The organism is Yinghuangia soli (assembly GCF_021502675.1).
Classification (GTDB): Bacteria; Actinomycetota; Actinomycetes; order Streptomycetales; family Streptomycetaceae; genus Yinghuangia; species Yinghuangia soli.
On sequence record NZ_JAKFHA010000002.1, the window covers coordinates 280,607 to 293,520 of the forward strand.

A 12,914-nucleotide genomic window follows, 5' to 3' on the forward strand; every position below is an offset into this window, starting at 1 on the left:
CAGGTAACCTCTCCCCGCAAGAGCCCCTTGCGCGCAGGCGTCAAGGGGCTTGGACTTTCCGGGGCTCCCGTGAACAAACATGCCCCGCCTGGAAGGGGTGTACGCCTCATGCCCGCACTCGTGCTCGTCGGTGCCCAATGGGGAGACGAGGGCAAGGGGAAGGCCACCGACCTGCTCGGCGGTTCCGTCGACTACGTGGTCCGATACCAGGGCGGCAACAACGCCGGCCACACGGTTGTCATCGGGGACCAGAAGTACGCGCTGCACCTTCTGCCCTCCGGCATCCTCACGCCGGGGTGCACCCCGGTCATCGGCAACGGGGTCGTCGTCGACCCCGGTGTGCTGCTTCAGGAGATCCGCACGCTGCAGGAGCGGGACGTCGACACGTCCAAGCTGCTGATCTCCGGCAACGCGCATCTCATCACGCCGTACCACCGCACCCTCGACAAGGTGACGGAACGGTTCCTCGGCAAGCGGAAGATCGGTACTACCGGCCGCGGAATCGGTCCGGCGTACGCCGACAAGATCAACCGGGTCGGTATCCGGGTCCAGGACCTGTTCGACCCCGGCATCCTCCAGCAGAAGGTCGAGTCCGCGCTGCGCGACAAGAACCAGATGCTGGTCAAGATGTTCAACCGGCGCGAGCTGTCGGTGCAGGCGATCGTCGAGGAGTACCTGGAGTACGCCGACGCCATCAAGGACTACGTCGCCGACACGACGTACATCTTGAACAAGGCGCTCGACGAGGACAAGGTCGTCCTCCTCGAAGGCGGCCAGGGCACGCTGCTCGACGTGGACCACGGCACCTATCCGTTCGTCACGTCGTCCAACCCGACCTCGGGCGGCGCGTGCGCCGGATCCGGCATCGGCCCGACCAAGATCACCCGGGTCATCGGCATCCTCAAGGCGTACACCACGCGCGTCGGTTCGGGCCCGTTCCCGACCGAGCTGCTCGACGAGGACGGCGACAAGCTGCGCACCATCGGCCACGAGCGCGGTGTCACCACCGGGCGCGACCGGCGCTGCGGCTGGTTCGACGCGGTGATCGCGCGCTACGCCACCCGGGTGAACGGCCTCACCGACTTCTTCCTCACCAAGCTGGACGTGCTGACCGGCTGGGAGCAGATCCCGGTGTGCGTCGCGTACGAGATCGACGGCGTGCGGCACGACGAGATGCCGATGTCGCAGACCGACTTCCACCACGCGAAGCCGGTCTACGAGATGCTCCCGGGCTGGTCCGAGGACCTCACCGAGGCCAAGACGTTCGACGACCTGCCCAAGAACGCGCAGGCCTACGTCAAGGCGCTGGAGGACATGTCGGGTGCGCCGATCTCGGCGATCGGCGTCGGTCCGGGCCGCGACCAGACGATCGCGATGCGCTCGTTCCTGGACTGATCCGGGCCTGATCCGGGCCTGATCCGGGCCTGATCCGGGCCTGATCCGGGCCTGAGCCCGACCTGATCCGGAGACCTGACCGGAACTCGCCCCCGGGTGCCTGACATCTTGTCGGCCCCGGGGGCGAACGGCTGTCACTGTGCCGGTTTCCGGCGCCTTGTGTGCTCTTTAGGCTGTGCGCCATGACCACTGTGGACCCGGCGGCCGGGAAGGCCGTGTACGAGGCAGACCGCGCGCACGTCTTTCACTCCTGGTCCGCGCAGGGGCTCATCGCGCCCCTGCCGGTCGCGGGTGCGGAAGGCTCCTACTTCTGGGATTACGAGGGCAACCGGTACCTCGACTTCGCGTCGCAGCTGGTCAACACGAACATCGGCCACCAGCACCCGAAGGTCGTCGCGGCGATCAAGGAGCAGGCCGACAAGCTCTGCATGATCCAGCCCGCATTCGCCAACGACGCGCGCAGCGAGGCGGCCCGCCTCATCGCCGAGATCGCCCCGGGCGACCTCAACCGGGTGTTCTTCACCAACGGCGGCGCCGAGGCGAACGAGAACGCCATCCGCATGGCGCGCCTGCACACCGGCCGCCAGAAGGTGCTCGCCACCTACCGCTCGTACCACGGCGCCACGGCCAACGCGATCGCGCTGACCGGCGACCCGCGCCGCTGGCCGAACGAGACCGGCGTCTCCGGCATCGTGCACTTCTGGGGCCCGTACGCCTACCGCTCGCCGTTCTACTCGGCCGACGAGGCGCAGGAGACCGAGCGCGCGCTCGCGCACCTGGAGAACACCATCGTGTTCGAGGGCGCCTCGACGGTCGCCGCGATCGTGCTGGAGACCGTGGTCGGCACGGCCGGCATCCTCGTGCCGCCGCCCGGCTACCTGGCCGGCGTCCGCGCGCTGTGCGACAAGTACGGCATCATCTTCATCGCCGACGAGGTCATGGCCGGCTTCGGCCGCACCGGCGCCTGGTTCGCGGTGGACAACTGGGGCGTCACCCCGGACCTCATCACCTTCGCCAAGGGCGTCAACTCCGGCTACGTCCCGCTCGGCGGCGTGGTCATCTCCGACCGCATCTACGAGACCTTCCGCGAGCGCCCCTTCCCGGGCGGCCTGACCTACTCGGGCCACCCGCTGGCGTGCGCCGCGGCGGTCGCGACCATCAACGCGATGCGCGACGAGAAGATCGTCGAGAACGCCAAGTGGCTCGGCGAGTCGGTGATCGGCCCCGAGCTGCGCGCGCTGGCCGAGCGCCACCCGTCGGTCGGCGAGGTCCGCGGCCTGGGCGTGTTCTGGGCCGTCGAGCTGGTCAAGAACAAGGAGACCCGCGAGCCGCTGGTCGCCTACAACGCGGCCGGCGCGGACGCCAAGCCGATGAACGACTTCGCGGCGGCGTGCAAGGCGCGCGGCCTGTGGCCGTTCGTCAACATGAACCGCACGCACGTCGTCCCGCCGTGCACGAGCACCGAGGCCGAGGTCAAGGAAGGCCTCGCCATCCTCGACGAGGCGCTTACCGTCGCGGACGCCTTCACCGTCTGACACCCGTCCGGCGCCTGTCCGACGCTGCGTCGGCCGGTGCGTCCGGTACACGTGCGGTCCGGCAGCGCGGGGGGAACCTCGGCGCCTTGAGTACCGGCATATTGGGGGCGCCGACGGCCCGCGTCCGGCCGACACATATGCGAGGACCGCAACTGCTCTGCCGAGCAGTTGCGGTCCTCGCATGTTTTTTCGTCACCATTGCTACCCAAATCGGACATCCCTTCATATGATCGAGCGGATCGGATGGGGGATGCCCGTCGGTGCGGTGGCGCCGGCGGCCGGGGTGAGAAGAGACCGACGTGCAGCCGGCCGAGACCAACGTGTTCACCGGCATCTCGTTCGCCGGCGCGGTACGCCGCATCAGCCTGCGCGAGGAGATTGCCGAGGCGCTCAGCGACGACCTGGTGACCGGGCGCCTGCCGGCCGGCGCCTCGCTGACCGCCAACGACGCGGCCCGCCGCTTCGGGGTGTCCGCGACCCCGGTGCGCGAGGCGCTGATCCACCTGGCCGCGCACGGCCTGTTCACCGGCGGCCACCACCGCGGCTTCCAGGTCGCCCGGTACGGCTGGGCCGACTTCGCCGAGATCGTCGAGGCCCGCAAGCTGCTCAGCGTCCCGCTGGTCGGCCGCATCGCGCGCACGCTGCCCGACGAGGCCGGCCCCGGGCTGGCCCGGCTCGCGGACCGGCTGGACGCGGTGCGCTGGTACGGCGACACCACCGAAACCGCACTGATCGACCGTCAGTTCTTCGGCGAACTCGGCAGGTTGTCCGGAAACGAGCGGCTCGCCGGTGTACTGCGGCTGCTGCGCGTCCAGACCTGGATGTTCCTCGGCCCGTACCTGCGCGCCGCGCAGGGCCCCACCGACGCGTGGCGGCGGCACCGGGAGCTCGTGGACCGCATGACCGCACACGACGCCGAAGGCGCGCAGGCCCTCATGCGCGACTGCATCGCGGCACAGCGGCCGTTCGCCCGGCGATTGGTCGGCGACGCAGGCGGTGACCTGGGCTAGCGTTGGCCCCAGCGCCGCCCGGCCCGTTCGCGTGCGCGTCCCCCGCCCGCGCACCTCGACGGTTTCTGGAGCTCCGCTGTGGACTGTGACGTCTGGCTCGTCCCGCTCGTGGACGCGCTGTGCCACAACCCGGAGAACCCCTTCAAGGACGAACTGGCCGCCTACGATGCGGTCCTGACGGCCAGTGGGCTGCCTACCGTGCCGGTGTACGCCTGGTCCGAGGGGCTGGAGAAGGGGGTCTGGACGGTCGGCGCGTTCGACCACGACTCCCTGCACTACCTGCGCCGCGCCTACCTGCTGCACCGCACCGGTTTCCCGGTCACCCCGGTCGACTCGCTGGGCGACGACTACGACCAGCTCCTGGAGACCTTCGAGGCCGCTGCGCAGCACTCGCACCTGGTGTGGCATTACGACCACGCCGGGGCGTACCTGCCCGTGGACTTCCCGCGGCCGCTGATGGACGAGCCGCTCCCCGAGGACGGCGGGCCGCTCGGGTCGAGCCTGGGCATGCTGCGCGAGCTGGAGGACCTGGCCCCGTACATCGGGGTGGACCTGCTCGACCCGCCGCAGCCCGCGCCGACCTACGACGGGGGGCCGTACGCCCGCGAGCGGTTCGTGTGGGCGGTCCTGTACCGCGCCGCGCAGCTCAGCGTCGGCCAGGGCTCGATGATCGTGTTCGCCTGACGGACCGTCCGGCGGCCCGCGCCGCCCGGCACTTCCGGTTTCTTCCCGCTGCTTCCCGCCCGGCACTTCCTGACCGCCCCGCGCTGACGTACCGTCAGGACGGTTGGCGGGCTTCTGTCCGCTTCGTCCCCGCGCCTCGCGGAACTTTCCAAAAAAGTTCCGCCCGCCCTGCAAGGAACCGGGGGCATCCGGACATACACAGGCGTCGGCACGAGGGACGGGGGGTGCAGGTGGGGCGAGACGAGGCGTTCCGGGATCTTTACCGGGAGCATTACAACGCCGTTCTCCGCTACGCCTGGCGCCGCGTCGGCCCGGATGCCGCACACGACGTCGCGGCCGAGGTCTTCCTGATTGCGTGGCGGCGCTGGGAGACCGTGCCGCGGCTGGACCCTCTGCCGTGGCTCTACGGAGTCGGCCGCGGCGTCGTGCAGAACCACCAGCGTGCGGAGAACCGCGGGCAGATCCTCGAGGCCCGGCTCATGGTCGAGCCGAGTCTGCCCGGCCGCGACCTCGCGGACCGCGCCGCCGAGCGCGGCGCCGTGGTCCACGCGTGGCAGAGCCTGGCCGAGCAGGACCGCGAAGTCCTCGCGCTGGTCGGCTGGGAGGGCCTCGACATATCGTCGGCGGCCCGCGTCATGCAGTGCTCGGTACCGGCCTTCACGGCCCGGCTCTACCGCGCGAAACGCCGCCTCAGAACGGCTCTCGAACGCCAGGACAAGGCCGCCGAGGACACGCCGGAACCGCCGGCTGCCCCGGCCCGAGCGGGTTTGGAGGAGCGATGCGTCTGACGGATGACGTCCGTGCGCTGATGCGACCGAACGACCCTGCGCCGCCGGCCACCGACGAGCTCTCCGACCAGGCCCGCTACGCACTCGAGGACATCCTCGTCTCGCGCCCCGGGGCGGGGGGGGGGGGGGGGGCGGGGGGGGGGGGGGCCCCCCCCCCCCCCCCCGGCGGGGCGCCGACGAGCTCTCCGACCAGGCCCGCTACGCACTCGAGGACATCCTCGTCTCGCGCCCCGGCGCGGTGTCGACCCGTACAGGGGTCGGGCCGACACCGCGCCGGACCCCACGGCGGGCCCGCCGTAGATGGATCATCCCGGTGACGGCGCTGCTCGCCGCGTCGACCGGGGTCGCCTTCGCCCTGGTGAGTCCGAAGGCGGAGAAACCCAAGGTCGTCGACGGGGTGCGCTGCTATGCGGACACGGATCTGCGTGCCGAGCCCTTTCACGGGATGACGTCGGACTTCGCCGGCCGGCCCGACTCGGAGATGGCGATCGAGTCGTGCCGGGTGATGTGGCAGATGGGGTTGCTCGGCCCGGGAGCGGGACACGAGGCGCTGCCGGATTCGGGGCCGGCCCCCATGGACCATCCGGTTCCGGCTCTGGTGGCCTGCGTGGTGGACGGGATGGCCGCGGTCTTCCCGGCCCAGCCGGAATTCTGCAAGGCCGCGAAAATCCCGTCGCTGCTCACGTCGGGCGGGCGCCCGGCGTCGCCATGACACATTGCGGAACCGGGGCCGGGAGGGCGGAAACGCGGACCGGCCCGCGGGGTGTTCCGCGGGCCGGTCCCGATGCCGCCGCGGTGGCGGCCCCAGGGTCACGCGACGTCGTACGACGAGGCCTGGTCGTTGATCCAACCGACGTCGGGGGTGTGGCTGGTGAAGGACACGCCCGTGCCGTTGCCTTGGCCGGTCCACAGCGTCAGCCTGCAACTGTTGTACACCTTGACCGAACTGACCACGTTGTCCCAGCCGCCGGTCAGGTTGGCCCCGGCCCACGTCGGGCAGCCGCTGTAGTTCCAGATCACCCGCGATTCGCCGTAATAGTTGAAGTCCTTGAACAGGATGGCAAGGGTGTACGCGGTGGCGGCCGCCGCCGCCCGGGTATTCGACCTCTCGATGCCGCCGCCCGCGGCGGCGAGAGCCTTCTCGAGGCTCGAGTAGCAGACGACAGCGCCGGTGTCGGCGTTCTCGGTGCACGACCTGCCGCTCGGCTTCGGCTCGGCCGCGCCGGCCGTCCCCCCCAGGGCCGCGCTGCCCAGAATTAGGGCAGCCGTCACCGAAGCTATTCGCTTTGCAAACATACGATCTCCGATTTGAAGTATCCCACCCAGGAGCGTTCGGCTGTGTATCCGTCCGTGATTGCACTTACGGATCGAAGGCCCCAATACGGATGCGCATGTTAGCCCGGCCAACCGTTCGGAGGGAAGAGTTGAAGTGCGCTTCCGGACAGGTTCGGAAGGTGCATTCATGCCGGTTTCGCAATGAATTGATTCGTTGGTTGGCCGAAATTCAAATGGCTGCGTCCGGGAAATGCCGACGGCCGATCCGGAGAGCGGGAATCGCACACCAGTTCGCCCCGGTCTGAGGCGGATGTTCCCGGCTCGCCCCGAGTTCTTTCCGGCCAACCCCGCCCGCCGGCACCCGGGCTCGCGCCGGGGCCCGCCGGGCGGGAGGCTACGCTCGACCCCGTGAAGGTCCTCGTCATCGGCAGTGGTGCCCGCGAGCACGCGCTGTGCCGTTCGCTGTCCCTCGACCCTGCGGTCACCTCCCTCTACTGCGCGCCCGGCAACGCCGGCATCGCCGAGATCGCCGAACTCCGGCAGGTCGACGCGATGAACGCGGGCGCGGTGGCCGACCTGGCCGCCGAGCTCGGTGCCGACCTCGTGGTCGTGGGCCCCGAAGGCCCGCTGGTGGCCGGCTGCGCCGACGCGGTCCGGGCCCGCGGCATCGCCTGCTTCGGCCCGTCCGGCACCGCCGCGCGCCTCGAAGGCTCCAAGGCCTTCGCCAAGGAGGTCATGGCCGCCGCGGGCGTGCCGACCGCGCGCTCGTACGTCTGCACCACGCCGGACGAGGTGGACGCCGCCCTCGACGCCTTCGGACCGCCCTACGTGGTCAAGGACGACGGCCTCGCGGCCGGCAAGGGCGTCGTGGTCACCGGCGACCTCGCCGAGGCCCGCGAGCACGCCGCGTCCTGCGAGCGCGTGGTCATCGAGGAGTTCCTCGACGGCCCCGAGGTCTCGCTGTTCGCGATCACCGACGGCACCACGTCGGTCGCGCTGCAGCCCGCCCAGGACTTCAAGCGCGTCGGCGACGACGACGCCGGGCCCAACACCGGCGGCATGGGCGCCTACTCGCCGCTGACCTGGGCTCCGGACGGCCTGGTCGACGACCTGATGGCCACCGTGGTCAAGCCGACCGTGGACGAGATGCGCCGCCGCGGCACGCCGTTCTCCGGCGTCCTGTTCGTCGGCCTCGCGCTCACCTCGCGCGGTCCGCGCGTCATCGAGTTCAACTGCCGCTTCGGCGACCCGGAGACGCAGGTGGTGCTGGCCCGCCTGCAGACCCCGCTCGCCTCGGTGCTGAACGCCAGTGCCACCGGCCGGCTCGGCGACCTCGAACCGCTGCGCTGGCGCGACGGCGCCGCGGTCACCGTCGTGGTGGCGGCCGCCAACTACCCCGCGACGCCGCGGACCGGCGACCCCATCGGCGGACTCGCGGACGCCGCCTCGGTGCCCGACGCGTACGTCATGCACGCCGGCACGCGCCGCGCCGAGGACGGCGTGGTCCTGTCCTCCGGCGGCCGCGTGCTGTCGGTGACCGCCACCGGCGACACGCTCGCCGCCGCCCGGGACCGCGCGTACGAGGCGGTGTCGCGCATCCGGCTGGCCGGCTCGCACCACCGCACCGACATCGCGGCGCGCGCGGTGAAGGGCGAGATCTCGGTCTGACGCCCGGGCCCGGCGCCGGTCCCCGCTGCGCAACCGCCCCGTACCGCACCGCGGTCCGGGGCGGAGCCGTTTCGGGTCCCGTACGCCTCCGGGTGGGCCGGTCGGCCCCCCGGACGGGGTTTCCGCTCACTCTCGCGGATGGAGTTCACCCCGAACAGGATGATCCCGGGAACTCGTCGCATTATCGTGCGAGCAACTGCGGTTCGTGACCGAACGGGCCGCACCCAGTGATCCCGATGTGATCCCGATATCCCGGATGGGGGCGAACGGGTGACCGGTGCCGCCGAGGCCCGTGCGCGGGCCAAAAGTGTGCTGCGTCTGCGTACCGGCGCGATCCTGTGCGCCCTGGGCGCCGCCGTGCTGCTGCTGGCCGGTGCCTTCCGCAGCACCGACCGGGGGCTCGCCGGCGTGGTGCTCGCCGGGTTCGCGGTCGCGCTCACCGCGCTGCTCGGCTGGGCCGCGCTCGGTTTCCTGCTGGTCCGCCGGCCGGTCGCCGGCGCGGTGCCGCTGCCGGCCGAGGCGGCCCCCGAGTTCCACCGCATGATCGCCGACCTGGCCGCCGAACTCGACGTCCCGGCCCCGGACGAAGTCCGGGTGTGCCCCGAGTGCGACAGCTGGCTGGAGCAGGACAGCGGAGCCCCGTGGGCCCGCTCCCGTACCGTCCTGGTGGTCGGCGCGCCGTTCCTGTGGTGGCTGCGGGTCGGCGAACTCCGGGCGCTGCTCGCCCCCGTCGTGGCCGGCACCGAGCCGGCCGCCGATCCCGCGGTGGCGGCCGCCCGGGCCTGGGTCCGGCGCCTGGACGCGCTGGCCCACCCGTATGCGGCCCGCACTCGCCCGGCCCGGGTGGCGCCGTGGACCGCACCGCTGCGCCGCGTGCCGCGGGCCTTCGCCCGCCAGCTCCTGGACCTGACCCGCGGGCAGGCCGAGACCATGGAACGCGACATCGCGGCCTGGGCGTCGGCCCGGGCCCAGGACGTCGACGCGCCGCTTCGGGCCACCGCGCACGAGCAGGTCGGGCTCGCGTACGCGGGCTGGGACCGGCTCCTGACCCGTCTTGCCGCCCCCGCGTGGAACCTCGGCAAGTACCCCGATGCGCTGATGGCCGGGGTCGTGGCGGCGCTGACCGAGCTGTCGCAGCGCGACCGGCTCGCGGACGCCTTCGGCGCCCGGCTCGCCGAACGCCCGGCCTGCGACCTGCTCGTCGCGCCCGAACAGGTCGACGCGCAGGTGTCCCGGCTGGCCGCGGACATCTTCGCGGACCGGGCGGACCGGCAGGCGGTCGGCTGGGCCGACTACCCGGCCCAGGTCATCGAACCGATCTGGCGGGACCGGGCCGGCGTGCTGGTCGACGCGCTCGACGCGTCGGACGGCCGGCCGGGGCCGGCCTGCGTGGGGCGCGTGCTCGACCGGATCCGGGAGGGCGCCCGCGGCGCGGCGTACGACCCCGCCGACCCGGACCGCTCCGACCCGGACCGGTTCGACCCCGAGCGCATGACCGAGCACGTCATCGCCCTGGTGGCCTGCGCGGCGGTGGACACCGGGCGCATGCACGCCGCGGTCGACTGGCTGGACGGCGCGGTGCTCGCGGACGGCCGCGGGGACACCGCCGACCTGCCCGGCCTGGTCGGCCAGGCCGTCGACGACGGCGACGACCGGCCGCTGCGCACCTGGCTGGACGGCATCGGGGTGCGCACCGCCGAGCCGATCCGACTCGGCGGCTGAGGCATGCCGTACCGCTTCTGCGACTTGTACGGGCTCTGCGACTCGTACCGCCCGTACCGCCCGTGCCGCCCGTGCCGTCCGTACCGCCGCGCCCGGATAGCCGGCCCGCGCGGGCCGCACCGCGCTGCCGCCATCACAGGGGAAGGCCGGTAGGGCCGCGCGGAGTTCCGTGCGGTGGTACGCAAGGAGCTGAGCACACGTGCGGCACATGAGTCGGCGGGGCGCATTGGGCGCGGTGGGGGCGGCCGGTGCGGCCGCCGCCGGACTGGTGTGGTGGCGGACCTCGGCGGACGGCGGCAGCACGCCGGGTGCGAAGGCGGCCGCCTCGCCGTCCAGTGCCCCGTCGGCCCCGGGCGCATCCGCATCGCCGCCGGCGAAGCGGCCCGTGCCGCCTGCCGACCCGCGGCGCATCACCGCGGAGAATGCCAAGAACGGCTCGACCGCGTGGAAGCCGGGACGCGGCGGCGCGGTCCGGGTCGGCGACGACGCCGCACACCAGATCAAGGGCTATGCCTCCGCGACGAGCGTCGGTGCGGGCGGGCGCATCGACTTCCATGTGGCCGTCGCCCCGGCCGCCGCGTACACCGTCACGGTCTACCGGCTCGGCGACTACGCGGGCGCGGGCGCGCGGCGCATCACCGCGAGCCCGCGACTGCAGGGCGCCCCCGGCGCTCCGCCCGCCCTCGACGAGGCCACCGGCATGCTCAGCTGCGACTGGCCGGTCGGCTGGACGCTCGACGTACCCGCCGACTGGACCTCAGGGGCGTACCTCGCGGTCTTCGACGACGAGAACGGCACCCGGAATTACACGGTGTTCGCGGTGCGCGACGACAACCGCTCGGCGGACTTCCTGGTGGTGCTCCCGTTCAGCACCTACCAGGCCTACAACCAATATCCGTCGGACGGCCGGAGCGGTAAGAGCCTGTATTACGGCTTCGACGAGAACGGCAAGAATGCGTACCCGCGGCGGGCCCGCAAAGTCTCGTTCGACCGGCCGTACATGGGCGACGGGATGCCGACCCGCTTCGACCTCGACCAGAGTGCGATCGCGTGGATGGAGAAATCCGGTTACGACGTCACGTACGCGTCGAGCCTGGATCTCGAAGAAGGCCGCATCGATCCGTCCTGGTACCGCGCGTTGGTCTTCAGCGGGCACGACGAATATTGGTCGGACCGGATGCGCACGGCCGCGGAGGACGCGCTGCGCGCCGGTGTGGGACAGGCCTGGCTGACCGCGAACAACATGTACTGGCACGTGCGTTTCGAGGCGAACGCGCGCGGGGCGGCGGCCCGCACGATGAGCTGCTGGAAGGAGGACGCCGACCCGGGGGCGTCCGCGCAGTCGGCGCCGACCGATATGTGGCGCCGGATCCGGCGTCCCGAACAGGAGTTCCTGGGCGTGCAGTACAACGGCATCGTGGCCGCGCCCACACCGCTGGTGGTGGCGCAGTCCGGGCACTGGATGTGGGCCGGGACGGGGGTGCGCGACGGGGACACGATCCGCGCGGTGGTCGGCGGCGAGGCGGACGGCGTCGAATCCGGGGTGCCGACCCCGCAGGGGGTGAACCAGGTGCTGCTCTCCAGCACGCCGTACACGCTGCGCAGCGGCGCCCGGCAGGTGCAGAGCACCTCGCTGTACGAACGCCCGGACGGCACCTTGATGTTCTGCGCGGCGACCTTCAACTGGGCGCTGGCCCTGCACCACCCCAAGTACAAGGACGAACGCGTGCAGCGGGCCACGAAGAACCTCTTCGACCGGATGCGCCGGGCCTGACGCCCGCAGCCCCGTGAAAGACTCCCTTCGCCCCCCAGACACGACCTAGGGACTGTTCCGTGAGTGGTTTCGTCACCAAGCCCGAACCCGTCGAGGTGCCCGGCCTCGAGCACATCCACACCGGGAAGGTCCGCGACCTGTACACGGACCGGGACGGCAACCTGGTGATGGTCGCGAGCAACCGGATGTCGGCATTCGACTGGGTGCTCGACCCGGAGATCCCGGAGAAGGGGCGCATCCTCACCGCGATGTCGCTGTGGTGGTTCGACCTGCTGTCCGACCTGTACCCGAACCACGTGCTGTCCACCGACCTGCCGGCCGGCGCCCCGGCCGACTGGGCGGGCCGCACGCTGATCTGCCGGCGCCTGGACATGGTGCCGGTGGAGTGCGTGGCCCGCGGCTACCTGGCCGGGTCCGGCCTGGAGGAGTACCGCGAGAGCCGCACGGTGTGCGGCGTCACGCTGCCCGAGGGCCTGGAGGACGGCTCCGAGCTGCCCGCGCCGATCTTCACGCCGGCCACCAAGGCCGAGGTCGGCGAGCACGACATGAACGTCACCTACGAGCAGGTCGCGGCCCAGGTCGGCGCCGAACTCGCGGTGAACCTGCGGCAGGCCACCCTGGCGGTCTACTCGCGGGCCCGGGACGTCGCGCGCGAGCGCGGCATCATCCTGGCCGACACCAAGTTCGAGTTCGGCCTGGACGCGGACGGCCGCCTGGTGCTGGCCGACGAGGTGCTGACCCCGGACTCGTCGCGCTTCTGGCCCGCCGACCAGTGGCAGCCGGGCCGCGCGCAGCCGTCGTTCGACAAGCAGATCGTGCGCGACTGGCTCGCCTCGCCGGCCTCGGGCTGGGACAAGAAGGCGGATGTGCCGCCGCCCCCGCTCGCCGCCGACGTGGTCGAGCTCACCCGCACGAAGTACATCGAGGCGTACGAGCGGCTCACCGGCCGCCGCTGGGCCTGACGCTCCCTGCCGCTGCGGCGCCGGTCCCGACTCCCGGGACCGGCGCCGTGGCCGTATCCGGGGCCGGTCGGCCGGCGGCAGGCCGGCAGGGGCAGTTCGGC

General features: G+C 72.0%; 11 protein-coding genes. 10 read left to right on the forward strand and 1 reads right to left on the reverse strand.

Features of this window, described 5'->3' with window-relative positions:
* Positions 1-108 precede the first annotated feature (108 nt).
* The 6 genes from LZ495_RS05445 to LZ495_RS05470 all read left to right on the forward strand — a co-directional run bounded on the left by LZ495_RS05445 (position 109) and on the right by LZ495_RS05470 (position 6,124).
* Complete coding sequence (locus tag LZ495_RS05445) at positions 109-1,395, forward strand: adenylosuccinate synthase (protein ID WP_235050790.1); 1,287 nt, start codon at positions 109-111, stop codon at positions 1,393-1,395.
* A 182-nt stretch (positions 1,396-1,577) separates the two neighbouring features.
* Positions 1,578-2,930 (forward strand): aspartate aminotransferase family protein, encoded by a 1,353-nt coding sequence (locus LZ495_RS05450; RefSeq protein WP_235050792.1) that lies wholly within the window; start codon positions 1,578-1,580, stop codon positions 2,928-2,930.
* Between the two features lie 299 nt (positions 2,931-3,229).
* On the forward strand, positions 3,230-3,940 hold the full coding sequence (locus tag LZ495_RS05455; protein WP_235050793.1) for a GntR family transcriptional regulator: 711 nt from the start codon (positions 3,230-3,232) through the stop codon (positions 3,938-3,940).
* A gap of 78 nt (positions 3,941-4,018) precedes the next feature.
* The gene (locus LZ495_RS05460; RefSeq protein ID WP_235050794.1) at positions 4,019-4,624 is read left to right on the forward strand and encodes a putative DNA-mimic protein; all 606 of its coding nucleotides are present in this window, start codon (positions 4,019-4,021) and stop codon (positions 4,622-4,624) included.
* 224 nt (positions 4,625-4,848) lie between these two features.
* Positions 4,849-5,412, forward strand: a complete 564-nt coding sequence (locus tag LZ495_RS05465) for an RNA polymerase sigma factor (RefSeq protein ID WP_235050795.1) — start codon at positions 4,849-4,851, stop codon at positions 5,410-5,412.
* Positions 5,413-5,725: 313 nt separating this feature from the next.
* Complete coding sequence (locus LZ495_RS05470) at positions 5,726-6,124, forward strand: hypothetical protein (RefSeq protein ID WP_235050799.1); 399 nt, start codon at positions 5,726-5,728, stop codon at positions 6,122-6,124.
* Positions 6,125-6,222: 98 nt separating this feature from the next.
* On the opposite strand, the gene LZ495_RS05475 is transcribed toward LZ495_RS05470, so the two are convergent.
* Complete coding sequence (locus LZ495_RS05475; protein WP_235050801.1) at positions 6,223-6,708, reverse strand: hypothetical protein; 486 nt, start codon at positions 6,706-6,708, stop codon at positions 6,223-6,225.
* Between the two features lie 387 nt (positions 6,709-7,095).
* Here LZ495_RS05475 and purD point away from each other — a divergent pair, with 387 nt between their 5' ends.
* The 4 genes from purD to LZ495_RS05495 all read left to right on the forward strand — a co-directional run bounded on the left by purD (position 7,096) and on the right by LZ495_RS05495 (position 12,813).
* A complete protein-coding gene (purD, locus tag LZ495_RS05480) occupies positions 7,096-8,355 on the forward strand; it encodes a phosphoribosylamine--glycine ligase (RefSeq protein ID WP_235050804.1) in 1,260 nt (419 codons plus the stop codon).
* A gap of 270 nt (positions 8,356-8,625) precedes the next feature.
* A complete protein-coding gene (locus LZ495_RS05485; protein WP_235050806.1) occupies positions 8,626-10,077 on the forward strand; it encodes a M48 family metalloprotease in 1,452 nt (483 codons plus the stop codon).
* Positions 10,078-10,285: 208 nt separating this feature from the next.
* Positions 10,286-11,851, forward strand: coding sequence for a N,N-dimethylformamidase beta subunit family domain-containing protein (locus LZ495_RS05490; protein WP_308267682.1), 1,566 nt, complete (start codon positions 10,286-10,288; stop codon positions 11,849-11,851).
* Positions 11,852-11,910: 59 nt separating this feature from the next.
* Positions 11,911-12,813 carry a phosphoribosylaminoimidazolesuccinocarboxamide synthase gene (locus LZ495_RS05495; protein ID WP_235050808.1) on the forward strand — a complete coding sequence of 301 codons (903 nt, stop codon included), beginning with the start codon at positions 11,911-11,913 and terminating at the stop codon, positions 12,811-12,813.
* The last annotated feature ends 101 nt before the right edge of the window (positions 12,814-12,914 follow it).